Annotated in this window: 24 protein-coding genes and 1 tRNA gene; 12 read left to right on the top strand and 13 right to left on the bottom strand. The window is 63.5% G+C overall.

All coding sequences use genetic code 11. From position 1 onward, the window contains the following. Window positions 1–20: 20 nt before the first annotated feature. The 6 genes from VGH41_RS20555 to VGH41_RS20530 all read left to right on the top strand — a co-directional run bounded on the left by VGH41_RS20555 (window position 21) and on the right by VGH41_RS20530 (window position 4,002). Window positions 21–96 (top strand) — tRNA-Phe (locus VGH41_RS20555). A 348-nt stretch (window positions 97–444) separates the two neighbouring features. After that, window positions 445–1,179, top strand: a complete 735-nt coding sequence (gene queC, locus VGH41_RS20550; RefSeq protein ID WP_331599387.1) for a 7-cyano-7-deazaguanine synthase QueC — start codon at window positions 445–447, stop codon at window positions 1,177–1,179. 55 nt (window positions 1,180–1,234) lie between these two features. Continuing rightward, entirely contained in the window at window positions 1,235–1,867 is a 633-nt protein-coding gene (gene queE / locus VGH41_RS20545; protein WP_331599386.1) for a 7-carboxy-7-deazaguanine synthase, read from the top strand. A 9-nt stretch (window positions 1,868–1,876) separates the two neighbouring features. Next, window positions 1,877–2,335, top strand: coding sequence for a 6-carboxytetrahydropterin synthase QueD (gene queD, locus VGH41_RS20540; RefSeq protein WP_331599390.1), 459 nt, complete (start codon window positions 1,877–1,879; stop codon window positions 2,333–2,335). 177 nt (window positions 2,336–2,512) lie between these two features. Beyond that, on the top strand, window positions 2,513–3,295 hold the full coding sequence (locus tag VGH41_RS20535) for an HpcH/HpaI aldolase family protein (RefSeq protein ID WP_331599385.1): 783 nt from the start codon (window positions 2,513–2,515) through the stop codon (window positions 3,293–3,295). After that, a complete protein-coding gene (locus VGH41_RS20530) occupies window positions 3,292–4,002 on the top strand; it encodes a tetratricopeptide repeat protein (RefSeq protein ID WP_331599384.1) in 711 nt (236 codons plus the stop codon). The genes VGH41_RS20535 and VGH41_RS20530 overlap by 4 nt, the downstream gene beginning before the upstream one ends. 79 nt (window positions 4,003–4,081) lie before the next feature. On the opposite strand, the gene rodA is transcribed toward VGH41_RS20530, so the two are convergent. The 5 genes from rodA to VGH41_RS20505 all read right to left on the bottom strand — a co-directional run bounded on the left by rodA (window position 4,082) and on the right by VGH41_RS20505 (window position 10,569). Continuing rightward, window positions 4,082–5,230 carry a rod shape-determining protein RodA gene (gene rodA, locus VGH41_RS20525; RefSeq protein WP_331599383.1) on the bottom strand — a complete coding sequence of 383 codons (1,149 nt, stop codon included), beginning with the start codon at window positions 5,228–5,230 and terminating at the stop codon, window positions 4,082–4,084. 10 nt (window positions 5,231–5,240) lie between these two features. Then, window positions 5,241–7,595, bottom strand: a complete 2,355-nt coding sequence (gene mrdA, locus VGH41_RS20520; RefSeq protein ID WP_331599381.1) for a penicillin-binding protein 2 — start codon at window positions 7,593–7,595, stop codon at window positions 5,241–5,243. Between the two features lie 153 nt (window positions 7,596–7,748). Continuing rightward, complete coding sequence (gene mreD, locus VGH41_RS20515) at window positions 7,749–8,261, bottom strand: rod shape-determining protein MreD (protein WP_331599380.1); 513 nt, start codon at window positions 8,259–8,261, stop codon at window positions 7,749–7,751. After that, the gene (gene mreC, locus VGH41_RS20510) at window positions 8,258–9,370 is read right to left on the bottom strand and encodes a rod shape-determining protein MreC (protein WP_331599379.1); all 1,113 of its coding nucleotides are present in this window, start codon (window positions 9,368–9,370) and stop codon (window positions 8,258–8,260) included. Before mreC ends, mreD begins: the two co-directional genes overlap by 4 nt. A 155-nt stretch (window positions 9,371–9,525) precedes the next feature. Next, window positions 9,526–10,569, bottom strand: a complete 1,044-nt coding sequence (locus VGH41_RS20505) for a rod shape-determining protein (RefSeq protein ID WP_004189550.1) — start codon at window positions 10,567–10,569, stop codon at window positions 9,526–9,528. 377 nt (window positions 10,570–10,946) lie between these two features. Between VGH41_RS20505 and gatC the strand changes: the two genes are divergently transcribed. From gatC to VGH41_RS20480, 5 genes are all read left to right on the top strand, one after another. Then, the gene (gene gatC, locus VGH41_RS20500; protein WP_331599378.1) at window positions 10,947–11,246 is read left to right on the top strand and encodes an Asp-tRNA(Asn)/Glu-tRNA(Gln) amidotransferase subunit GatC; all 300 of its coding nucleotides are present in this window, start codon (window positions 10,947–10,949) and stop codon (window positions 11,244–11,246) included. An 88-nt stretch (window positions 11,247–11,334) separates the two neighbouring features. Continuing rightward, window positions 11,335–12,822 (top strand): Asp-tRNA(Asn)/Glu-tRNA(Gln) amidotransferase subunit GatA, encoded by a 1,488-nt coding sequence (gene gatA, locus VGH41_RS20495; RefSeq protein ID WP_331599377.1) that lies wholly within the window; start codon window positions 11,335–11,337, stop codon window positions 12,820–12,822. A gap of 2 nt (window positions 12,823–12,824) precedes the next feature. After that, window positions 12,825–14,300, top strand: coding sequence for an Asp-tRNA(Asn)/Glu-tRNA(Gln) amidotransferase subunit GatB (gatB, locus tag VGH41_RS20490; protein ID WP_331599375.1), 1,476 nt, complete (start codon window positions 12,825–12,827; stop codon window positions 14,298–14,300). A gap of 137 nt (window positions 14,301–14,437) precedes the next feature. Then, complete coding sequence (locus VGH41_RS20485; protein WP_331599374.1) at window positions 14,438–15,274, top strand: PPK2 family polyphosphate kinase; 837 nt, start codon at window positions 14,438–14,440, stop codon at window positions 15,272–15,274. Window positions 15,275–15,355: 81 nt separating this feature from the next. Next, window positions 15,356–16,135, top strand: a complete 780-nt coding sequence (locus VGH41_RS20480; protein ID WP_331599373.1) for an exodeoxyribonuclease III — start codon at window positions 15,356–15,358, stop codon at window positions 16,133–16,135. A gap of 34 nt (window positions 16,136–16,169) precedes the next feature. Here VGH41_RS20480 and VGH41_RS20475 read toward each other — a convergent pair whose 3' ends face one another. The 8 genes from VGH41_RS20475 to argB form a co-directional block, all read right to left on the bottom strand. Continuing rightward, window positions 16,170–17,408 (bottom strand): M48 family metallopeptidase, encoded by a 1,239-nt coding sequence (locus tag VGH41_RS20475; RefSeq protein WP_331599371.1) that lies wholly within the window; start codon window positions 17,406–17,408, stop codon window positions 16,170–16,172. Between the two features lie 32 nt (window positions 17,409–17,440). Beyond that, window positions 17,441–18,835, bottom strand: coding sequence for an AmpG family muropeptide MFS transporter (locus tag VGH41_RS20470; RefSeq protein WP_331599369.1), 1,395 nt, complete (start codon window positions 18,833–18,835; stop codon window positions 17,441–17,443). Window positions 18,836–18,849: 14 nt separating this feature from the next. Next, entirely contained in the window at window positions 18,850–19,458 is a 609-nt protein-coding gene (gene metW, locus VGH41_RS20465) for a methionine biosynthesis protein MetW (protein WP_331599367.1), read from the bottom strand. Beyond that, on the bottom strand, window positions 19,455–20,600 hold the full coding sequence (metX, locus tag VGH41_RS20460) for a homoserine O-succinyltransferase MetX (RefSeq protein ID WP_331599366.1): 1,146 nt from the start codon (window positions 20,598–20,600) through the stop codon (window positions 19,455–19,457). Before metX ends, metW begins: the two co-directional genes overlap by 4 nt. A 259-nt stretch (window positions 20,601–20,859) precedes the next feature. Continuing rightward, on the bottom strand, window positions 20,860–21,435 hold the full coding sequence (locus tag VGH41_RS20455) for an HdeD family acid-resistance protein (RefSeq protein WP_331599365.1): 576 nt from the start codon (window positions 21,433–21,435) through the stop codon (window positions 20,860–20,862). A 93-nt stretch (window positions 21,436–21,528) separates the two neighbouring features. Further along, window positions 21,529–22,242, bottom strand: coding sequence for a nucleoid occlusion factor SlmA (slmA, locus tag VGH41_RS20450; protein ID WP_331599364.1), 714 nt, complete (start codon window positions 22,240–22,242; stop codon window positions 21,529–21,531). Further along, the gene (locus VGH41_RS20445; protein ID WP_331599363.1) at window positions 22,209–23,009 is read right to left on the bottom strand and encodes a pyrimidine 5'-nucleotidase; all 801 of its coding nucleotides are present in this window, start codon (window positions 23,007–23,009) and stop codon (window positions 22,209–22,211) included. Before VGH41_RS20445 ends, slmA begins: the two co-directional genes overlap by 34 nt. Window positions 23,010–23,171: 162 nt before the next feature. Next, window positions 23,172–24,071 (bottom strand): acetylglutamate kinase, encoded by a 900-nt coding sequence (gene argB / locus VGH41_RS20440; RefSeq protein ID WP_074301089.1) that lies wholly within the window; start codon window positions 24,069–24,071, stop codon window positions 23,172–23,174. A 275-nt stretch (window positions 24,072–24,346) separates the two neighbouring features. On the opposite strand from argB, the gene VGH41_RS20435 reads away from it, so the two are divergent. After that, window positions 24,347–24,580: a cysteine-rich CWC family protein gene (locus VGH41_RS20435; protein WP_331599362.1), complete on the top strand. Its 234-nt coding sequence runs from the start codon at window positions 24,347–24,349 to the stop codon at window positions 24,578–24,580. Window positions 24,581–24,597: the final 17 nt, after the last annotated feature.

The raw sequence follows: 24,597 nt of genomic DNA, 5'->3' as shown, positions 1-24,597 counted from the left end.
TATACTCTCGCTTCTTCGTTGGCCCGGTAGCTCAGTTGGTAGAGCAGCGGATTGAAAATCCGCGTGTCGATGGTTCGATTCCGTCCCAGGCCACCAGGATTCAGCCCCAGGAACTCGCAAGATTCCTGGGGCTTTTCCTTTTCTGACGGGCGCTGGTTCGTGGCCGCATGTGCGGTTGCCTGCAGCGGGGTCCCGGCGGCATTGTGCGTCGCATGATAAAATCGCGCCAGTTCAAAGACTTGCCGCGTTTGCCAGACAAGTCCCGCACAGCACACCAACCCCTGCGCCCGACAATCAGCGGTATAAGCGCCAGCGACTCTGCCCGCAGAAGGCGCGGCCTATACTGCATGAGCCGGCTGCAACGCCGGTACGCGTCGCGCCGCGTTGCTGCATGGCGCACTGCGCGCAGCGCGACGTGGCACTCATCATTCACGGAGTTTCACGGTGATCCGCAAAGACGCTAAGAGCAGCGCTCTGGTGCTGTTTTCCGGCGGTCAGGACTCGGCCACGTGCCTCGCCTGGGCGCTCGAACGATACGAAACAGTCGAAACGCTCGGCTTTGACTACGGTCAGCGCCATCGCGTGGAGCTCGAGTGCCGCGAAGGGTTTCGCAGCGCGGTCGTACGGACCTTTCCGGCATGGGCCGAACGCCTTGGCGACGATCACCTGATCGACCTGTCGGTGCTGGGTTCGATCAGCGAAACCGCAATGACGCGCGAAATCCAGATCGAGGCCGCCGCCAGCGGTTTGCCGAATACCTTCGTGCCGGGCCGCAATCTGATGTTCATGACCATCGCGGCGGCAATCGCTTATCGGCGCGGTTTGCAGGTGCTGGTGGGCGGCATGTGCGAGACGGATTTTTCGGGCTATCCCGACTGCCGCGACGACACCATGAAGGCGCTGCAGGTGGCGCTCAATCTGGGCATGGACACCCGCTTCCTGCTGGAAACGCCGCTGATGTGGCTCGACAAGGCGGATACGTGGCGTCTCGCGCAAGAGTTGGGCGGTGACGAGCTGGTCGAACTGATTCGCGTCGAAACGCATACCTGCTACGTGGGCGAGCGCGCCGAATTGCACGCATGGGGCTTCGGCTGCGGCGAATGTCCGGCATGCCGTTTGCGCAAGCGCGGCTACGAAGCCTATCTGGCAGGCGAGCAGGTTACGGAAGCACCCGTTTGACCGAAGGTCAGCGGCAACACATTCAACAGGCGCCACGGGCGAGGCACACAGCAGCATGACGTACGCGGTCAAGGAAATCTTCTACACATTGCAGGGCGAAGGCGCGAACGCCGGGCGTCCGGCCGTGTTCTGCCGGTTCGCCGGCTGCAATCTGTGGTCGGGCCGTGAGGAAGACCGCGCGCAAGCCGTGTGCCGCTTCTGCGATACGGATTTCGTCGGCACGGACGGCGAGAACGGCGGCAAGTACCGCACGGCCGAAGAGCTGGTGCAGATGATCGCGTCGCAATGGCCGCAAGGCGAGGGCGAGCGCTTCGTCGTCTGTACCGGTGGCGAGCCGATGCTGCAGATGGACCAACCCTTCGTCGACGCACTGCACGCGGCCGGCTTCGAGATTGCCATCGAAACCAACGGCTCGTTGCCGGTGCTTGAGACGATCGACTGGATCTGCGTGAGCCCCAAGGCCGACGCGCCGCTCGTCGTCACGAAGGGCAATGAACTGAAGGTCGTGATTCCGCAGGACAACCAGCGCCTGTCCGAATATGCGGCGCTCGATTTCGAATATTTTCTCGTCCAGCCGATGGACGGCCCGTCGCGCGAGCTCAACACCAGGCTCGCGATCGACTGGTGCAAACGCCATCCGCAATGGCGCCTGTCGATGCAGACCCACAAGTATCTGAACATTCCCTGATTTGCCGTGCTGACGATTACCCGAAAACTCGAATTCGACGCGGGCCACCGCATTCCCGATCACCGCAGCCAGTGCCGTAATCTGCACGGCCATCGCTATGTGCTCGAAATCACGCTGCAAGGCGACCTCGTCGAAACGGAAGGCGCGCCGGATCGCGGCATGGTGATGGACTTCGCCGACGTGAAGTCGCTCGCCGTCGAACATCTCGTGGACGTGTGGGATCACGCGTTCATCGTCTACGAAGGCGACACGCAGGTGCGCGGCTTTCTCGAATCAATGCCCGGTCATAAGACAGTCGTGCTCGACCGGATTCCCACGGTCGAAAATCTTGCCGCGGTCGCGTTCGACATCCTCGCCGATGTCTACGACCTGCACTACGGCGTGAATCTCCGTTTGCATCGCGTGCGTCTGTACGAGACGCCGAATTGCTGGGCTGACGTGGTGCGCGATCAGGCCGGCTCGCAATAGCCGCTCAACGCAACCCAGGGCCGCGCCAGCGCCCGCGTTATTGTCACGGTATGATCGTTTCGACAACCACACGGAGCGAGACATGCCGGCCAGTCAATTGCAAAGCGGACGCCAGAGCGGCGGCCGCTACCTCTCCCGTGCTTCAGGCAGCCTTGTGCGTTGCCGCGGAGTGCGCCGATGAGCACCTTCACCAATCCCCTCAAGCAACGTCTGAAAGAAGCCGAACCGCTGTTCGGCCTGTGGCTCGCACTCGGCAGCGATAGCGCCACCGAGGCGCTCGCGCATGCCGGCTTCGACTGGCTGCTGATCGACATGGAGCACGCACCCATCGACAGCGCCGACGTCGCCAGCCAGCTACGCGCCATTGCTGCGGCGCACTTACCGAGCGAACCGGTGGTGCGTGTGCCGGCCAGCGAAGGATGGCTCGTCAAGCGCGTGCTCGATGCGGGCGCTCGCACACTGATGTTCCCGAGTATCGAATCGGCGGAAGAAGCCGCGCATGCCGTGCGTCTGACGCAATATCCGACGGCCGACGCGCTCGACGGCCTGCGCGGCGTCGCAGGTGCGGTCCGTGCGGGTTCGTACGGCATGCGGCGCGACTACGTGCAGACGGCGAACGCGCAGATCGCGACGATCGTGCAGATCGAGTCCGCACGCGCGGTGCAGGAAGTGGCAAAGATTGCGGCCACGCCCGGCGTCGACTGCCTGTTTATCGGACCGGCCGATCTGGCCGCGAGCCTCGGGCATCTGGGTGATTCGAAGCATCCCGAGGTGCAGGACGCGATGAATCACATCGTCGACGTGGCACAAAAGGCCGGCATCGCAACCGGCATCTTCGCGATGGATGCCGCCAGCGCGCGCCAGGCTCGCGATGCCGGCTTCCGTTTTATCGCTTTGGCCGCCGATGTCATGTGGCTGTTGCGCGCGACGCGTCAGGCGCTGCAGGAGGTGCGGTCATGAAGCGTATTTCGCAGTTCGTGGTGCGTGTCGCCGTGGGTGCTGCCGCTTGCGCAACATTCATGGTGTCCGCCACGGCCTACGCGCAGGACAAGCCATCCAAAGCCGATGATCCGGAAACGGAAACCGCGGTGGCCGACTACAACGCGGGCAACCTGAGCTCCGCGCTGGTCGAATTCCGCAAGGCGGCGCAGCGCGGCAACCGGCTTGCCGAGTTCAACTACGCCATGATGCTGCTCAACGGCGAAGGCACGACCGCCAATGTCGAAGAGGGCAAGAAGTGGCTGCGCAAGGCGGCCGACGCGAACATGTCGCACGCGCAGTATGTGTACGGCAAGATGTATGACGATGGCGAGTTCGTCGGGCGCGATCCGGTTGAAGCGCATCGCTGGTTCCTGAAGGCCGCCCAGCAGGGACATGTGCAGGCCGAGCTGGCGCTGGCCAACCAGTTCCTCGATGGACGCGGCACGGGGCGCGACAATCGCCAGGCCTTCCTCTGGTACAAGAAGGCCGCCGAAGGCGGCGACATGACGGCGCAATACGTCGCAGGCTCGTTCTACGAACGCGGCGGGGACGGTGTCGACAAGAACCTGAACGTCGCGCGCGCATACTACGCGGCGGCTGCGGCGCAGGGCGATCCGGCGGCCAAGCTGAAGTATCAGCAACTGAGCGCGCAGTTGCGCGACGAGCATGCGACGAAGCCGCAATAAGCCGGCTGGCCGCCGCTGACCGTACGGCGTAAACGAACAAGGGGCGCTTCAGCGCCCCTTGTTCGTTTCGTCACCAGTCCTAGCTCTGCATCAGGCGCTTCTGCCGCCCGACGCTCATGATCAGGCCGGTTGCGACACCGAGCGTAATCAGCGCCGTTCCGCCATAGCTCATGAACGGCAGCGGCACCCCGACCACCGGCAAGATCCCGCTCACCATGCCGATGTTGACGAACGCATAAGTGAAGAAGGCCATGGTGAGTGAGCCGGCCAGTAATCGGCCAAATAAGGTCGCGCCGTTGGCCGCTATATAGAGCCCTCGCGCGATCAAGGCCATATACAGCACGAGCAGGACCACCCCGCCCGCAAGCCCGAATTCCTCGGAGAACACGGCGAAAATAAAGTCGGTGTGCTTCTCTGGAATGAATTCGAGGTGAGCTTGCGTGCCCTTCAACCAGCCCTTGCCGAGCGGACCGCCGGAGCCGATCGCAATCACCGCCTGAATGGTGTGGAAGCCCTTGCCGAGCGGATCTGACGTCGGATCGAGCAGCGTGCAGATACGGTGTTTCTGATAGTCGTGCATGAGCGGCCACTGCACTTCAGGCTGACAGATCTTGTCCTGAAACACTGCAATCGAGGTGACGGCGATGACGCCCGCAATCAGCACCGGAACGATCAGCTTGAAGCTGAGCCCGGCGAAGTAGATGACGAACAGGCCAGCCGCGAATACCAGCACCGCGGTGCCGAGGTCGGGCTGCTTGGCGATCAGGCCCACCGGCACGGCGAGGATCAGCAGGCCGACCAGAAAGTCGTACCAGCGCATCACGCCTTCGCGACGCTGGTAGTACCACGCCAGCATCAGGGGTGTGGCGATCTTCATGATCTCGGACGGCTGGATGACCACGCCGACGTTGATCCAGCGCTTCGCGCCTTTGCGCGTGAGGCCGAATAACGCCACGGCCACCAGCAACGCTATGCCGAAGGTGTAGAGCGGGACCGCGAAGCGCATCAGCGTGGTAGGCGGCACGTTGGCCAGCGCCCACATGAGCACGAAGGTCAGCATGATGTTGCGCAGCTGATCTTCGACCTTGCCCGGCATGTCGAGCGTGGCGCTGTACAGCGTGACGATGCCGACGCACATCAGCAGAAACACCGCCAGTGCGAGCGGGCGGTCGAAGCCGATGAACATCTTCTTGATGCGGTCGAGCCAGGCGCGCTTGTCGAATTGCATGCCTTTCTCCTTACTCGTCGATGCCGCCGGAGACCGGCTGGCGAGGTGACGTGGGCTGAATGCTGTCGTCGCGCGACGGCGCAGCGGCGGTGGGGGTCGAGTCGCTGGCCGGGCGCGGACGATGCGGTCCGGACTTGCGCGGCACAGTCGTCTTCGGCGGCGCCGATGCAGACGTCGCCACCGTGGCCACGATAGCGGCAGAGGCGCCCGGCGCGATGACGGTGGACCCGGCAGGTGCGGCCGGCGCGACTGCGGACGCCGCCGATGCGGCACCGGCGGCGGAGGCGCCCGAAGCCGCGCCCGCGGCCGCTACATTCGACGCGGCGCCGGGTATCGGCAAGGCCGTGAAGCCGGCGGCGACCGAAGCCGGCTGGGCGATTTCAACGGCAGTCGGCGCGGAGCCGATCACCGGCGCGGAGGCATCTTCCGTGGCGGACGCGGCGGCCGCAACGGCTGCCGCTGCGGCGCCGGGCTTCTGCTTGTCGACCAGGTAATAGTCCAGCACGCGGCGTGCAATCGGACCCGCCGATTCCGCACCCCAGCCGCCGTTCTCGACGATCAGCGCGAGCGCGATCTTCGGATTGTCGGCCGGCGCGAACGCGATAAACAGCGCGTGGTCGCGCAGATGCTCGGCAACCGCGTGACCCTTGTAGTTCGCGCCCTGCAGCGAATAGACCTGCGCCGTCCCCGTTTTGCCGGCCGCCTGGTAAGGCGCGCCGATGAACAGCTTGGACGCCGTGCCGTTGGTGACCACCCCGACCATCGCGCGCTTGATGATGTCGATATCCGACTGCGCCACGTTGATGCGGCCATCGTCCTTGGGCACGGTCAGACGCGTGTCCTTGCTGATCGGGTTTTCGATTTCCTTCACGAGGTGAGGCTTCATCACGACGCCGTTGTTGGCGAGCGTGGCCACCGCGTGCGCGAGTTGCAGGATCGTGAACGAGTTGTAGCCCTGGCCGATTCCGAGACTGATCGTCTCGCCTTCGTACCAGCGCTGCTGTTCCGGCTTGCGGTAGGCTTTGCGCTTCCAGTCGGTGGAAGGAAGAATGCCCTTCGCTTCGCCGGCAATGTCGATACCGGTGATCTGGCCAAAGCCCCACGGCTTCATGAAATTGGCGATTGCATTCACGCCCAGGTCGTGCGCGAGCATGTAGAAGTACGTGTCGTTCGACACTACGATGGCGCGGTTCATGTCGACCCAGCCCTGGCCCGAGCGCACGTCGTTGCGGAATGTGTGACCGCCGAATGTGTAGAAGCCCGGATCCTGGAAGCCCCAGCTCGGCGTGCGCTTGTGCAGCGTCAGCGCGGCGAGCGCCATGAACGGCTTATACGTCGAGCCCGGCGGATAGGTACCGTGCAACGGCCGGTTCAACAACGGGTGATCCGGCGAGTTGTTCAGATCGTCCCAGGTCTGCTGGTCGATGCCGTCCACGAACGAGTTCGGATCGAAACTCGGCGCCGAGACGAACGCGAGCACGTCGCCGGTCGCCGGCTCGATCGCCACCAATGCGCCGCGTTTGCCGGCAAACGCCTGCTCGGCGACCTGCTGCAGACCGATATCCAGCGACAGCACGAGGTTGTTGCCCGGCGTGGCCTGGGTGCGCGACAGCGTGCGCACCGGACGTCCGCCGGCGGTGACTTCGACTTCTTCGAAACCGGTCTGGCCGTGCAGTTCGGTCTCGTAGCTCTGCTCGACGCCGATCTTGCCGATGTAGTCCGTGCCCTTGTAGTTGTTCGCGTCGAGACGCGGATCGTAGTGATCCGGATCGCTGTCGTTCTGGTCGCTGGCGTCGTCGATCTTTTCCTGATCGCGTTGCGAGATACGACCGATGTAGCCGATCACGTGAGCCGCGGTCGGCCCGAGCGGGTATTGGCGGAACAGGCGCGCGCGCACTTCGACGCCCGGAAAGCGGAAGCGCTGCGCGGTGAAGCGCGCCACTTCGTCGTCGGTGAGGCGCGTGCGGATCGGCAAGCTTTCGAAATTCTTCGAATCTTCCTGCAGCTTCTTGAAGCGGCGGCGGTCGCGGGCGTCGATGGTAATGACGGTCGACAGATTGTCGATCACATTGTCCAGCGTGTCGTTGAGCTTCGACGGCGTGATTTCCAGCGTGTAAGCCGAATAGTTCTTCGCCAGCACGACGCCGTTGCGGTCCGTGATGATGCCGCGGTTAGGCACGATCGGCGCGACGGAGATACGGTTCTCGTCGGCCTGCAGCGAGTACTTGCTGTAGTGCCAGACCTGCAGGAACAGGAAGCGGAACACGATCAGCCCGAAGCAGACGAACACGAACAGGCCCGCCGCCGCGACGCGCAGGCGGAACTTCGAGAGCTGTTGCTGGGTGTCCTTGAATTCTGCAGCCATGCGTTTGGTCAAATGGCCGCGAGGCGGCCGTGATAGAAGTGTGGGCCGCCGGCGGCGGCCGGAAGGCTTGAGCAGAACGGCTCGAGCCGGCCTGGCGAACACGGGTTGAGCAAGTTCAGCGTGTTCAAGGAGGGGCTCGCCGCGCGCGCTGCGCTAAATGGGACGAGTGTCGTCCGGATCGGCCGGACGGCGCTGCGGCATCAGCAGCAGCACACTCGCGATGGGCCAGAGGGCTGCTTCGACGAAACCGTCGATCAGATAGCCCCACCCAGGAAAGGCCGCGCCCATCAATAGACGGATCACGAACGGCACGAGTTGCGCGATCACGAACAGCGGCATCACCGCGAAAGTCTGCACGCCCATGGACATCCACAGCACGCGCCGGTGAATGGTGATCGCACCGTATGACAGCAGCGTATAGGCAAGCGCATGCTCACCGAGCAGGCTGGCATTGTGCACGTCCATCAGGATGCCGAGCATGAACGCGATGCCCATGCCCACCTTGCGCGGCTGATGCACATTCCAGAACAGCAGCACCAGCGCGACGAAGTCGGGCACGCCGATCAGGCGCCCCCAAGGCATCAGATTCAGCAGAAAGGCGGCGGCCAGGCTGAACGAGATGAAGTACGGATTGACCGGCTGCAGGATGTATTGCGGGCGGTTCAAGGCTTGACTCCTTGCGCGGCCGGTTGCTTCGCGGTCTTTTCGGCGGCCGGCTTCTTCTCGACAGCCGCAGGTTTCTGTGCAGCGGGCTTCGCCGCCGCAGCGGCGGACGCCGGCGTGGCGGCCCTGGCGTTTTTATCCGCGGCGGGTTTTTCGGTGGCGCCTTTCTCGGGAGCGGTTTTGTCGCCTGGCTTGGGTGTGCCCTTGGCACCCTTCTTCGCCTTGGCGTCCTTCGCGGCGCTGGCTGCGTCCGGTTCGTCAGCGGGGCGCGGCAGCACGTTATTCAGATAGTGCAGCACCAGCAACTGGCGAGCGCCGCGCACCGGCGCGACCGGCAGGCAAACCACGCGGGCGAATGCGGTATCCGCCTGTTTGTCCACCCTGACGACCTTGGCCACCGGCAAGCCGGGCGGATAGGTGCCGTCCAGCCCGCTTGTCACGAGTTCGTCACCGGTCTGCAGATCCGCGCTGATCGGCACGAAGCGAAGGTCGAGGGTATCGCCCTTCGGTGTACCGTAGATCACGCTGCGCAGGCCGGTGCGCACCACCTGTACCGGCACCGCCTGATCCTTGTCGGTCAGCAGCGTGACTTCTGCCTGCAGCGGGAACACCCGGGTCACCTGGCCAATCACGCCGTCTTCATTGACGACCGGCGAACCATTCTGGATGCCTTGCTGCGCGCCACGGCCAATGATGACCTTCTGCGTGAACGGGTCGCGCGTGTCGTACTGGATTTCAGCCGGGATCGATTGAGTCGTCATGCGCTGCGACAGTTGCAGCAGCGAGCGCAGATGGGCGTTTTCGGCATTCAGCTCGGCCGCCGTATTGGCTTGCAGGGAGAGCTGGAGATTCTTCTTGCGCAACGTGTCGTTTTCACCGCGCAGCGTGGCGCTGGTGACGGCCAGATCCGCCGCACCCATGAACATGTCGCGCGGCACCAGCGCCGCACGTTGCAACGGATAGAGACCCGTGCCGAGCACACCGCGAAGGATTTCGAGCGTCTTGAAGCGCGCGTCGGAGATCAGCAATGCGAGCGCAAGCAGCACGAAAAAAATCAGCCGTGCGAGTGCGGATGGGCCTTGCTTGAATAGAGGCGGCGGACTGTATTCCATGGTCGGCGCCGGGGGCGTGAGCGGTTGGGTGTAACGGCGGCGCGAACGGGCGCGCGCTTCAGCGCGGGGCGGCTGGGACCGCCAGCCGTAGACGGGCCGGCCCCAGGGAGGCTAGCCGTCCGATCCGCGCTGCTGACATGGAGACGAGCTCTCGCTTACTCGTACGAGAAGATGCTGCCGAGCTTGTCCATGCGCTCGAGGGCCATGCCCGAGCCGCGCACGACGCAAGTCAGCGGGTCTTCGGCGACCAGCACCGGCAGGCCGGTTTCTTCGGCGAGCAGGCGGTCGAGGTCGCGCAGGAGTGCGCCGCCGCCCGTCAACATCATGCCGCGTTCGGCGATGTCCGCGCCGAGTTCCGGCGGCGTCTGCTCGAGCGCGATCTTCACCGACGACACGATCTGGTTCAGCGGATCCGTCAGCGCTTCGAGGATTTCGTTGCTGGAGATGGTGAAGCTGCGCGGAATGCCTTCCGACAGATTACGGCCCTTCACTTCCATTTCCTTGACTTCCGAGCCCGGGAACGCGGAGCCGATCTCCTTCTTGATGGCTTCGGCGGTCTGTTCGCCGATCAGCATGCCGTAGTTGCGGCGGATGTAATTGACGATGGCTTCGTCGAACTTGTCGCCGCCGACCCGCACCGAACCCTTGTACACGATGCCGCCCAGCGAGATCACGCCGACTTCCGTCGTGCCGCCGCCGATGTCTACGACCATCGAACCGGTCGCTTCTGAGACCGGCAGGCCGGCGCCGATTGCCGCAGCCATGGGCTCTTCAATGAGATAAACCTGCGAGGCGCCTGCGCCGTGTGCCGCTTCCTTGATGGCGCGGCGTTCCACCTGGGTCGAACCGCACGGCACGCAGATGATGATGCGCGGCGACGGCGAGAACATGCGCGATTCGTGAGCTGTCTTGATGAACTGCTTGATCATCTGCTCGGTGACGGTGAAGTCGGCGATCACGCCGTCCTTCATGGGCCGGATGGCTTCGATATTGCCCGGCACCTTGCCAAGCATTTGCTTGGCCTCCTTGCCGACTGCCTGGATGGTTTTCTTGCCGTTGGGACCGCCTTCCTGGCGGATAGAAACGACCGACGGTTCGTCAAGAACGATGCCCTTGCCACGCATATAGATGAGCGTGTTGGCGGTGCCGAGGTCAATCGCCAGATCGTTAGAGAAGTAGCTGCGCAAAAAACCGAACATTCAAAATCCTGTCTCGCTTGGGGCCGGGGCCTCGCAAAAGAATGCGCAGGGCGGCAGCGGAAAAAATAACAGCTTCAACCGGGCGGATACCGCGCCACAGAGGCTTGAAGCTGCGAGGGAATCTACCGGAGGCCGAAACAAAGCCCGTTTATCTCTGAATCATTTGTGGGAAATGACCAGAAAGGCCTTGGTAAGTCGGTCCGGGTTTGGGTCGAACGCGTAATGATACCTTATAATTTTGGTTGATTTGAAGGAAACGGTAGGCACTTTTCGCCACCGCTGGCCCCTTTTTCGAGGCCTCCCTCCAGTGACGTAACCCGCTGTCGTAGCATTGTTTTTCCGCGCTGCGGCGGTCCACCACATTTTCCGGTGACTGCATGGCTCTGACCCTGACCGATGTTAAGCGCATCGCGCATCTCGCGCGGCTCGAACTGGCCGACGCCGACGCTGAACACACGCTTGCCCAGCTCAATGACTTCTTCGGCCTCGTCGAGCAGATGCAGGCCGTCGATACCACCGGCATCGCACCGCTCGCCCATCCAATCGAACAAATCGAAGACGTCGCGCTGCGTCTGCGTGAAGACGCCGTAACGGAAGTGGTGCAGCGCGAAGACTTCCAGCGTCCCGCCCCCGCGGTGCAGGACGGCCTGTATCTGGTGCCGAAGGTCATTGAATAACGTGGGTCGCGAGACCCGAGGCCGGCGCTGGCCGAACGCCTCCACGGTAGTGCTGCCCGGCGCTGCCGCGCTCTTCAGGAATAACGCAATGCATGAAAAAAGCTTGACCGAACTACGGTCCGCGCTGGCTGCGAAGGAAGTCTCCGCGGTCGAACTGGCGCAGCTCTATCTCAAGCGGATCGACGCAGCCCAAGGCCTGAACGCCTTCGTCCAGGTCGATCCCGAACTCACCCTCGCACAGGCCAAAGCGGCGGATGCGCTGTTGCACACGGGCCACGCCGGCGCGCTGGTCGGCTTACCCATCGCGCATAAGGACGTGTTCGTGACGAAGGGCTGGCGGTCGGCCGCCGGCTCGAAGATGCTCGCCAGCTATACGAGCCCGTTCGACGCCACCATCGTCGAGCGGTTGAATCGCGCCGGCATGGTGTGCGTCGGCAAGACCAATATGGACGAGTTCGCCATGGGCTCGTCGAACGAGAATTCGTACTTCGGCCCGGTGCAGAACCCGTGGGACACCAAAGCGGTGCCGGGCGGCTCGTCGGGCGGCTCCGCGGCGGCCGTGGCCGCGCGCCTCGCGCCGGCTGCGAGCGGCACGGACACGGGCGGCTCGATCCGCCAGCCGGCGTCGTTCTCGGGCATTACCGGCATCAAGCCGACTTATGGCCGCGTGTCGCGCTACGGCATGATCGCGTTCGCCTCGTCGCTGGACCAGGCCGGCCCGATGGCGCAAAACGCCGCGGACTGCGCGCTGTTGCTCAACGCCATGGCCGGCTTCGACCCGCACGATTCGACCAGCCTCGAACGCGAAGATGAAGATTACACGCGCTATCTCGGCCAGAACTGGTCGGCTGATGGCGCGGGCAAGCCGCTCGCCGGTCTGCGCATCGGTTTGCCGAAGGAATATTTCGGCGCGGGCCTCGCGGACGACGTGCGCGCTGCCATCGATACCGCGCTGAAGCAATACGAAGCGCTCGGCGCCACCCTCGTCGAGGTCTCGCTGCCGAAGACCGAGTTGTCGATCCCGGTGTACTACGTGATCGCCCCGGCGGAAGCCTCGTCGAACCTGTCGCGTTTCGACGGCGTGCGCTACGGCCATCGCGCGGCGGAATATCGTGATCTGATCGACATGTACAAGAAGTCGCGTGCCGAAGGCTTCGGTCCCGAAGTGAAGCGCCGCATTCTGGTCGGCGCGTATGTGCTGTCGCATGGCTACTACGACGCGTACTACCTGCAGGCGCAGAAGATCCGCCGCATCATCGCGAATGATTTCCAGCAGGCGTTCAGCCAGTGCGACGTGATCATGGGACCGGTGGCGCCGTCGGTGGCGTGGGATCTGGGCGCGAAGGGCGACGATCCGGTGCAGATGTATCTGGCCGATATCTACACGCTGTCGGTGAGCCTCGCGGGTTTGCCCGGCATGAGCGTGCCCTGCGGTTTCGGCGCGGGCGCGAATGCGCGGCGTCCGGTGGGCCTGCAGATCATCGGCAACTATTTCAACGAAGCCCGCATGCTGCAGGTTGCGGACGCGTTCCAGCGCGCGACCGACTGGCATCGTCAAGCACCGGCAGGAGTGTGAATATGGCTAAACAATGGGAAGTCGTGATCGGTCTCGAGACGCACACGCAACTGTCGACCGTCTCGAAGATTTTCTCGGGCGCCGCCACGCAGTTCGGCGCCGCTCCTAACACGCAAGCCTGCCCCGTCGATCTGGCGTTGCCGGGCACGCTGCCGGTGATGAACCGCGGCGCCGTGCAGCGCGCCATCGAATTCGGCCTGGCAATCGGCGCAACCATCGCGCCGCGCAGCATCTTCGCGCGCAAGAACTACTTCTACCCGGATCTGCCGAAGGGCTATCAGATCAGCCAGTACGAGATTCCGGTCGTGCAAGGCGGTCAGATCACCATCCAGGTGCCGGCCAATGAAAAGGCCGGTAAGGAAGCGTACGAGAAGACCGTCAATCTGACGCGCGCCCACCTCGAAGAAGACGCGGGCAAGTCCTTGCACGAAGACTTCGCCGGCATGACCGGCATCGACCTGAACCGCGCCGGCACGCCGCTGCTCGAAATCGTCACCGAACCGGAAATGCGCAGCGCGGCCGAGGCGGTGGCTTACGCCAAGACGCTGCATACGCTCGTCACGTGGCTTGGCATCTGCGACGGCAACATGCAGGAAGGCTCGTTCCGTTGCGACGCGAACGTATCGGTGCGACCGCTTGGCCAGGCGGAATTCGGCACACGCGCCGAGATCAAGAACCTGAACTCGTTCCGCTTCCTCGAAGAAGCGATCCAGTACGAAGTGCGGCGCCAGATCGAACTGATCGAGGACGGCGGCACGGTGGTGCAGGAAACCCGTCTGTACGATCCGGACAAGCGCGAAACGCGCTCCATGCGCAGCAAGGAAGACGCGCACGACTACCGCTACTTCCCTGATCCAGATCTGATGCCGCTGGTGATCGACGCGGCGTGGGTCGCGCGCGTAAAGGCCGACATGCCGGAGCTGCCCGTCGCGATCCAGCAGCGCCTTGTCGAGCAATACGGGCTCACGCCGTACGACGCCGGCGTGCTGACGTCAAGCAAGGCGATGGCCGCCTACTACGAAGCCGTCGTTGCCAAAGTGGGCGCGGCGCAGGCCAAGGTCGCAGCGAACTGGATGATGGGCGAGGTTTCGTCGCTGTTGAACCGCGAAGGTCTCGACATTGGCGACAGCCCGGTGTCCGCCGCACAGCTAGCGCTGGTGTTGCAACGCATCGCCGACGGTACGATTTCGAACAAGATCGCGAAGGAAATTTTCGTCGCCATCTGGGAAGAAAAGGCCACCGACGAAGCCGCTGCAGACCGCATCATCGAAGCCAAGGGTCTCAAGCAGATTTCCGATACCGGCGCGCTGGAAGCGATCATCGACGAAGTGCTCGCGGCCAATCAGAAGTCGGTCGAGGAATTCCGCGCCGGCAAGGAAAAGGCGTTCAACGCGCTGATCGGCCAGGCCATGAAGGCCACCAGGGGCAAGGCGAATCCGCAGCAGGTCAACGAACTGCTGAAGAAAAAGCTGTCCTGAATCAAGTGATGCAAAGTGCCGGAGCCTGCGCGTAGGTCAGCGCAACGCTGCGGTCTTAACGGGCTGTTGCCGGACGCAAGTGGGGCAGCGGCCCGTTTCATTTCCAACACGTCTAGGCTAATCACCGGAGGCATTGCATGGCCAGGAAGCCGGAACTCGACGATTTCCGCGTGCCGTATTTCGATACCAAAAAGATCGAAAAATTCGCGCTTGCCGATTTCGATCCCAGCGCAAAGCCGTTTTCGACTGGCTCGAAAGAAGGCGATCGGGACAGGCTCTCCCAGATCGGCGCAAAGCTCGACGCTTTGCAGGAGTGCCTGCACGCACAGCAGTTGCAGCGTGTGCTGCTGGTGCTGCAAGGCATGGACACGAGCGGCAAGGACGGCACGGTTCGCGCCGTGTTTCACGAGGTCGATCCGCTTGGCCTGCGCATCGTGCCGTTCAAGGCGCCGACCGCGAACGAACTGGCGCACGACTTTCTGTGGCGCGTGCACGCGCAGGCGCCGTCGGCCGGTGAATTGACCATCTTCAACCGCAGCCATTACGAAGACGTGCTGGTGCCGGTGGTACTCGGACAGCTGGACAACGACGCACGCGAGCAACGTTACCGCCAGATTCGCGGTTTCGAAGCGTTGCTGGCCGAAACCGGCACGACGATCATCAAATGCATGCTGCATATTTCGAAGGACGAGCAGCGCGGGCGCCTGCAAGCGCGCATCGACGATCCGACCAGGCACTGGAAATTCGACGTCTCCGATCTCGAAGCGCGCAAGCAGTGGGATCAGTATCAGGCGGCGTATCACGACGCGCTGATGGCCACCTCGACGCCTTACGCGCCGTGGTACGTGATCCCTGCCAATTCGAAGACGCATCGCAATGTGATGGTGGCGGAGCTGTTGCTGCGCACTTTCGAGGGTCTCAAGCTCGAATATCCGCCCGCGAAGGAATCGCTCAAGGGCGTGAAAGTGGAGTGAGGCCGGTGGCGTCTGGAAGTAACGGCCGCCTGCTCCAGGCCAAACCATCAATCAATAACGAATCAACCAAAAGGGAACGACATGTTGCGTGTGATTACCGCCAACCTGAACGGCATCCGCTCCGCGGCGAAGAAGGGCTTTTTCGAATGGTTCGGTGAACAGAAGGCGGATGTGCTGTGCGTGCAGGAAATCAAATGCTCGCAAGACGACATGACGCCGGAATTCCTCGCTCCGCATAATTTCACCGGCTATTTCCAGCACGCGGTGAAAAAGGGCTACAGCGGCGCGGGCGTGTACACGCGTCACGAACCGGACGAAGTGGTGATCGGCTTCGGCAGTGAAGAGTTCGATCCGGAAGGGCGTTACGTCGAGTTGCGTTTCGGCAAGTTGTCGGTGGTGTCGGTGTATGTGCCGTCAGGTTCGAGCGGCGATGACCGTCAACAGGCCAAATACCGCTTCATGGACGAGTTCATGCCGCACCTCGCCGAGCTTGCACAGGAACGCGAAGTGATCGTGTGTGGCGATGTGAACATCGTCCACAAGGAAATCGACATCAAGAACTGGAAAAGCAACCAGAAGAATTCGGGTTGCCTGCCGGAAGAGCGCGCGTGGCTGGACAAGCTGTTCGACGAGGTCGGTTATGTGGACGTGTTCCGTACGCTGGATCAACGGCCCGAACAGTACACGTGGTGGAGCAATCGCGGCCAGGCGTATGCGAAGAACGTCGGGTGGCGGATCGACTATCAGATCGCCACGCCCGGCATTGCCGGCAAGGCAAAGCGCACCGACGTGTTCCGCGACATCAAGTTCAGCGACCATGCGCCGTTGACGGTCGACTACGACCACAAGCTCAAGAAGTAAGCGGGTTTCCCGGCGCCGCCGCGCGCCGCGCGCCTCAGTCGCCGCGGCTTGGTCCGCGCCGCGGACGGCCCATGCCCGCATAGTCGGGCAGGGCATCCACCGGCTTGCCGATGGCTTTCGCGTAGAGCATCAGCATGTCCGGCAGCCGCTTCATGATGTCCTGGCGGCGCGCCGGCGTGTACGGGTGCACGTAAATGTAGCCCTGCTCATGATTGGCGCGCGTCGCCGCCGCCAGTTTGTCCCACAACGTGATGGCGGCGCGCGGGTCGTAGCCGGCGCGTGAAGCGATGTCGCTGCCGATCACGTCCGCTTCGGTTTCGTCGGTGCTCTCGTATTTCATTTCGAGCAGCTGCGAACCGATGCCCAGCGGCGCTGCGCCCAGATCGGCGAGTCCGAACAACTGGGGAATCGTCCCCGAAGAATCGAGTTGCGCGGCTTGCTGTTCACCGAGGCGTTCGCGTGCATGCTCGCGTAGCGCGTGGGCAATCTCGTGGCCGAGCAGCATGCCGAGCTCGTTGTCGTTCAGGCGCACGCGGTCCAGCAACCCGCCATAGATCACGATCTTGCCGCCCGGCAGGCAATACATGCGAATGTCGGGCGAACGGATCACCGCAATGTCCCACTTCCAGTTCTTCGCCCGCTCGTTCCACTTCAGCGAGTACGGAATCAGCTTGTCCAGAATCGTGCGAACGCGGATGACGCGCGCGTCGGTATCCGGATAAAGCCGATCGGCATGCTGGGCGCCGTAAACGATCTGCTGAAACTCCTCGGCGGCCTGCGCTTCCAGAACGGGCGACGGAATCAGATTGCGGAACACCGTATAGCTGCCGAAATGCAGTTGCTGGTTCGGTGCGTAGGAGGGTGATGGATGCGTGTCGGAAGCCGCCGCCGGTGCGCCGGCGCGTGCCGGCTGTCTGGCGGTGACCGGCGCGCCCGGCTGCGCCGTGGACGCTGCAGGTGTGGATGTGGCGGCGGGTGCACTGCTGCTGCCTGCGGCACTTGCGTTCGCGCTTGCGCCGCTAGCGGGGTTCGCTGCCGTAGAGGCGGGCGTTTCCATGCTCACGCCGTTCGACGCCGCCTTCGCCCCCGCCGGCACAGGAACCGACGCCGACGCCGACGTCGGCGCCGACGCTGACGTGCTGGCCGCGGCAGCGGGCAGCGCCGTCGCGTAGGCGGCGAGAGGCGTCGCAAGCAGGCTGCTGCCGCTGCAGAGGAGGACAAGCGCCGCGCGTAGCCCGAGGCGCGAAGCGGGCGCAATCCTGCGAGGCCGCATTAAGGCTGGCGCTCGCCGAGCCGCACCACCGCTCATGACCTCGTTCTCCACGGCGCGATGCGCAGCAACAGCAGCATGCCGGGCAGCGCCAGCGCGGTACAGGCGAGGAAATAGTCGAACCAGCCGATCTGCGCCACCACATACCCGCTCGCTGCCGAGGCCAGCGTACGCGGTACCGAGGCGAGACTCGTGAAGAGCGCAAACTGCGTGGCGGTGTAGCGCGGATCAGTCGTGCTGGCGATGTACGCGGTGAAGGCGGCCATGGTCAGGCCGGTCGCGAAGGTTTCGAGCCCGTAGACGAGCGCGAGTGCAACGGACCGCGCATCGAGCTGCACGGTCCAGTCAATGCCGAAGAGGGCCAACAGCTTTGTCACCGCCTGGCTCGTATAGACGGCGAAATCGTAGATGGCGGCCAGCCCCGGCGCTGCCGGTCCGAGATGCGCGAGCCAGGCAAAGCCGAGCGTCGACAGCATCTGCAGGAATCCGAACACCCACAGCCCGCGGCCGATGCCGATGCGCATCATCCACAGGCCGCCGATGATCCCGCCCGCGAGGCTCGCACCAAACGCGGTGGTTTTGGCGATCACGCCGATCTGCGTGCGCGAATAACCGATGTCGAGGAAGAACGAGGTCGACAGGTTGGTCGCCATCGTGTCGCCGAGCTTGTACAGAAAGATGAAGCCGAGCACCAGCAGCGCACCGCGCCAGCCGTCGCGCTGAATGAATTCGCGGAACGGTTCGACGATCGCTTCGCGCAGGTTTTTCGGCGGCGCGCCGTGCACTTCGGGTTCGCGCACGAGGAGCGTCATGATCATGCCCGGCACCATGAAGGCGGCCGTCACGATGAACACGGTGGTCCACGGCAAGTGGTCGGACAGAATCAGCGCCAGCGAACCCGGCACGAGCGCAGCAATCTTGTAAGCGTTCACGTGCACGGCGTTGCCCAGACCCTGTTCCGGATCGGTCAGCAGTTCACGCCGGTAGGCATCAATGGAAATGTCCTGGCTCGCGCCGAAGAAGGCCACCAGCGCGGTGAGGGCGGCGACGGTCCAGATGGAATCGCGCGGCGACACGAAACCGAGCGTGGCGATCGCGCCGGCGACCAGAATCTGCGTGACGAGCATCCAGCCGCGCCGGCGCCCCGGCCGCCAGCCGGGCAGACGCGGTACATAGCGGTCCATCAGCGGCGCCCAGACGAATTTCCACGTGTACGGGAACTGGATCAGCGCAAACAGCCCGATTTCCTTCAGATTGACGCCCTCGGAGCGCAGCCATGCCTGCACCAGATAGACGAGCGTGAACAGCGGCAATCCCGACGTGAAGCCGAGAAAGACGCAGATCAGCATGTGCGTGTTCAGAAATGCACGCCAGCCGGGATGTTCAACGTGAGCGGTAAGAGCGGGCGCCTCGTGCGGCGGGTTCGACATGTGATTGAGTGGCGTTAGCTTTTCTTGACGCGATAGACCGCAAGACTACCACGCCAGTTCGCCCCCCAACGCACCGCCTGGCCGCCGTGCAGCACGACCCGGTCGAGAATTTCGATGCCGACCTCCGGCGCCAGCGCCTCGAAGTCCTTGATGGTCAGCACCCGCACGTTCGGCGTGTTGTGCCACTGATAAGGCAGCGATTTCGACACCGGCATACGGCCCTGCAGCACCGACAGGCGGTGCGCCCAATAGCCGAAATTCGGAAACGAAACGATGCACTCCTTGCCGACCCGCACCGTCTCGCGCAGGATCGCCGCGGTCTGATGAATGGTCTGCAAGGTTTGCGACAGGATGGCGAAATCGAAGCTGCCGTCTTCGAACAGGCGCAAACCGTCTTCCAGATTCTGCTGAATCACGTTGACGCCGTTTTTGGTGGACGCGAGCACGCCGGCGTCGTTGATTTCGATGCCGTAGCCCGACACTTCCAGCTCTTCGGTGAGCAGGGACAGCAGCGAGCCGTCGCCGCAGCCCAGGTCGAGCACGGTCGCGCGCGGTTCGACCCAGCGGGCGATGGCGCGGAAGTCAGGCCGCAGCGCAAGATAATCGAGAGCGCGCTGGTTCATGCGTTCACCTCGGTGGCAATACGTTCGTAATAGGCGCGCATCAGGTTGTGATAGCGCGCGTCGTCGAGCAGGAAGGCATCGTGGCCGTGCGGTGCGTCGATTTCCGCGTAGGTGACCTGGCGCTTGTGATCCAGCAACGCTTTCACCAGTTCGCGCGAGCGGGCCGGCGCGAAACGCCAGTCGGTCGTGAAGCTGGCAATCAGATATTTCGCCGTGGTGTGGCCGACCGCCCTGGTCAGATCGCCGTCGAAGGCTTTGGCCGGGTCGAAATAGTCGAGCGCACGGGTGATCAGCAGGTAGGTGTTGGCGTCGAAGTAGTCGGCGAATTTGTCGCCCTGATAGCGCAGGTACGATTCCACTTCGAATTCGACGTCGAAATTGAAGTTGTACGCGTCCAGCGCGCCTTCCGCCCGGCGCAGCGAGCGGCCGAATTTCTCGGCCATGTCGTCGTCGGACAGGTAGGTGATGTGGCCGATCATGCGCGCGACGCGCAGCCCGCGCTTCGGCTTCACACCGTGCGCGTAGTAGTTGCCGCCGTGAAAGTCAGGGTCCGACAGGATCGCCGAGCGCGCCACTTCGTTGAACGCGATGTTCTGCGCCGACAACTTGGGCGTCGACGCCACCACGATGCAATGGCCGACGCGCTGCGGATACATCATGCTCCACGCGAGCGCCTGCATGCCGCCCAGGCTGCCGCCCATCACCGCCGCAAAACGTTCGATGCCGAACGTGTCGGCCACCCGCACCTGCGCGTTCACCCAGTCTTCCACCGTCACGACCGGAAAGCTCGCGCCGTAGGGCTCGCCGGTGGCGGGATTGATGCTCATCGGGCCGGTCGAGCCGAAACACGAGCCCAGATTGTTCACGCCGATCACGAAGAACCTGTCGGTGTCGAGCGGCTTGCCCGGTCCGACCATGTTGTCCCACCAGCCGACGTTTTTCGGGTCGTCTTCATAGATGCCCGCCACGTGATGCGAGGCGTTCAGCGCGTGACATACCAGCACGGCATTGCTGCGCGCGGCGTTGAGGGTGCCGTAGGTTTCGACCATCAGGTCGTAACCGGCGAGCGAGCTGCCGTTCTGCATGAGCAGCGGCTCGGAGAAATGCATTTTCTGGGGAGCGACGATACCGATCGATTCCATTCATTCCGCCTTCTACAGGGGCGGCTAAATGGTGTCGGCGAGGCACGGAGAGAGACGATGTGCGCGGCTGACGACCTCTTTAGCCGCATTTATAGTGAACCGCCGGAACACCTTCCGGCTGGTTCGCGCGCCCGCAATCGAGTCAGCAAATCGGCGCGTGGATGACTACATGAAGCGCAAAGTATAGCGGAAAATTCAGCGCGGCAGCGGCGTGCGCGGTCAGTCGCGTGTGCCGCCGGGCCGCTGCTGCGAAGGCCGCTCAGACGCCCGAACGATGGCGGAAGCGCCGCAACTGGATGGCCGCGAACAGCATCAGGAAGCCGTAGAAGATCGCGTAGGTGCCGATCAGCCAGATCAGCGACAAGGCGCCCGCACCCGGATAGGCCAGGATGAACAGCCCGACCGCCGCCGACAGCAAGCCCGACAGCCCGATCACCCATGGATGGGCATTGGCGTGCCGGTACTGGATGGCATAAATGATCTCGAAGATGCCGACCGCGAGGGCCCAGGCGCCGATGATCATCACGAGGATGATGGCGGTCTCGTTCGGCCAGAACAACGCGATGAGCCCCGCGATAACGCCGATCAGCCCGACGAACGCATACGCCCAACGCCGCCTGCCGCCGCCGCGCACGCCGTAGACGAGCGCGAAAGCGCCGTCGACGATTGCATAGGCGCCCCACACCAGCGCGAGCGTCGTGATGGTGAAGCCGGGCCACGCGAACGCGAGGATGCCGAACAGGATGGCGGCGATGCCGCGCACGGCGAGCCATCCCCAATGGGCGGAGAGCGAATTCAGACCAGGCGGCAAAGCAGACAGAATGGGACGATTCATGGCGCGCTTGCTCCCAATGATCAGGACTTCGACAGGACGCACACTCGTTGCCGCACAGCGACTAGTCGGGCGAGCATGCACGACTCCAGCGGACTACTGAAGAATCAATCTTAGCTGAGCGTCGGCGTGGTCGGCGGGATTGCGTGCAAAGCCGCTGCGCACATAACGATGCCAGCGGCCAATGATGTAGCTGAGCAAAAGGCTCGCACGTATCGCGGGATCGTAATCCGACGGCAGCGGCACGAGCGTGTCTTGCGCTGGCGCACCGCTTTGAGGATGGGCATGGGCCTGCGCCTGCGCCTGCGCATTGGCGTCCATCAGGCCAAGCCGCAAACATTGCTTGAGCGACGCTTCGACACGCTCGAGCAACTGGTTGACGCGTTCGGTGAGCCGCTCGTGTTCGCCCACCAGGGCTTCGCATGTCAGCACGCGCGTCATGCCGGGATTTTTGGCGGAAAAACTGAGCAGCATCAACGCGATCGAACGGGCCTGGAGCACGCCGTTCGGCTCTTTGGTCACGATCTGGTTGATCAGCCCGAAGATGGACTGTTCGATGAACTCGATCAATGCCTCGAACATTTGCGCCTTGCTGGCGAAATGCCGGTAGAGCGCCGCCTCCGATACGCCGAGACGCCCCGCCAGCGCCGCGGTGGTGATCTTCTCGTTCTTCGGCGCCTCCAGCATGGTCGCGAGCGTCTGCAGGATATGGACGCGACGCTCGCCCGGTTTCAGGCGTGCGGCGCGGGTGCTGGTCGTGGCTGGCTGCTCTTCGGTTACGGCTTCGTCATGCTTGTGATCCGGTTGCATGTCTGTCGTCCCTTCGGTCGCACCGGGCGATTGCCCGATCCAAGCGATTTTAGCGAACGAATGCGACGGTCGACATAGTGCGGACGGCCAGTGCCCGGCAAACGGCCGGGCAGGCCTTCCACGCGCGCCTGACTCGGCAGATGCCCGACGATCCACACCGTGCGGATGCCCAGTCGCCGATAGTTCTTCAGATGCGAGCGGGTATCTTCGACGAGGATGGCATCGGCGAGCGGCACCTGTGCGTCGCGCATCGCCCGGCGCAGCATGCTCGCGTCGGGTTTCGCACGCCAGCCGCGTCGATCGCGCATGTGCTCGATGGCGATTACGCGCTCGAACAGCCGCTCGATGCCCAGTTCCACCAGCACGTCGCGCGCATAGGCTTCCGGCGCGTTGGTCAGCACGATCTTACGGCCCGGCAGCCCGGCGATGAGACGCGCGAGGCCGCGCTCGCTGCGCAGCATCGAACGCAGATCGGGGAAGTCGTGCACCACCTTCAGGAAATGGTGCGGGTCGATTGGATGATGGCGCGCGAGGCCGAGCAGCGTCGCGCCGTAGCGCTGCGTGTAGCCGGTGCGCAGGCGGTTGGCTTCGGCGCGATCCACCTGCAGCGTGTCGATGATGTACTGCGTCATCGCTTTATTGATGGCCGGAAAGATCGCGTACGACGCGTGATGCAGCGTGTTGTCGAGATCGAACAGCCAGACCGGACTGCCGCCTGCGACGTGAGGCCGACGGCGTTTAGCGTGTCTGGAAGGGAAGGTGCGCATGAGGGTGAAAAGCCGGACCGGGTTCGTGGCGCCGCTGCTTTGAATCAGCGAGCGGGCGCCAGCAATTCATCATGCTTGCGGCGGGAGAAAAAGGGAATAGCGCGGGACAGACCCGCGGCACGCGCGGCACACGATGACTGCGTGCCGCGCTTCGAAGCATGCTTAATGGGAGCGGATCATCGTGCCGAACGGCTGTTCGGTCAGGATTTCGAGCAGTACCGAGTGTTCGATCCGGCCGTCGATGATGTGCACCGAGCGCACGCCGCTCTTCGCCGCGTCGAGCGCCGAGGAGATCTTCGGCAGCATGCCGCCGGAGATGGTGCCGTCGGCGAACAGCGAGTCGATTTCCCGCGCGGACAGATCGGTCAGCAGGTTGCCTTCCTTGTCCATCACGCCGGGGATGTTGGTCATCATCACGAGTTTTTCGGCATTCAGCACGACCGCCAGCTTGCCCGCGACCAGATCCGCGTTGATGTTGTACGACAGGCCGTCTTCGCCGAAACCGATGGGCGAAATGACCGGAATGAACGCGTCGTCCTGCAGCGCTTTCACGACGGCCGGGTTGATGGCCTCGACTTCGCCGACCTGGCCGATGTCGACATACTGGCCGGGGTTTTCACGATCCGGCATCAGCATCTTGCGTGCGTGAATCAGGCCGCCGTCTTTGCCGGTCAGACCCACGGCATGGCCGCCGAAGTGGTTGATCAGCGTGACGATGTCCTGCTGCACTTCGCCGCCGAGCACCCATTCGACGACTTCCATCGTCTCTTCGTCCGTGACGCGCATGCCCTGGATGAAGGTGCCTTGCTTGCCGATTTTCTTGAGTGCCTGGTCGATCTGCGGACCGCCACCGTGCACGATGACCGGGTTGATACCGACCAGCTTCAGCAGAATCACGTCGCGCGCGAAGCCTTGCTTCAGACGCTCTTCGGTCATCGCATTGCCGCCGTATTTGATGACCACGGTTTTACCGTGATATTGGCGAATGTAGGGCAGCGCCTCGGCCAGAATTTCAGCCTTCAGGGTGGGCGCGATCTGCGAGAGGTCGGGAATTTCGGACATGGCGGCAGGGCTCGGGCACGGAACAGTTGAAACACGGCGAATTGTACAGGACTGGCGCGGTGCAACAGGGTTTTCCACACCTGGCCGAACGGCCAGCGTTGGTGCGATGCCGCAGTGCGCAATGAACGGCTGGGACACGGGGCCGACAGGGGGCGCGCAACGCGACGGCGCGCGGGTGGTGCCGTGGCAGAGGCCCGCAAGCGACGCTTTCTTTAGTTTCGGTGGACGTGGCATCATTTCCTTACCGGATGTCCGGTGATACGTCCTGGATCGTTATGAATCCGCTTACCTCCAAAGTGGCTGCCAGGAGTGCGCGCTGCCCGCGTTGCGGCAACGCTTTCGACTGCGGGATGCGAACCCAGCCGGCCGCGGCCTGCTGGTGCAAATCGATGCCTGCCTTGCCCGCTGACCGGCTGGAGCCGGGCGGCCGCTGCCTGTGTCCGGAGTGTCTCGCGGCTGAAATTGCCAGGGTTCACGTTGCAGGCGAGCCAGGCGCAGGAACGAACTGAGCGGCTAACCTTGTGGC

Source organism: Paraburkholderia sp., assembly GCF_036488795.1.
Taxonomy (GTDB): Bacteria; Pseudomonadota; Gammaproteobacteria; order Burkholderiales; family Burkholderiaceae; genus Paraburkholderia.
The sequence above is the reverse complement of the archived record's forward strand: the minus strand, read 5'-3'. Positions and strand labels throughout refer to the sequence as shown.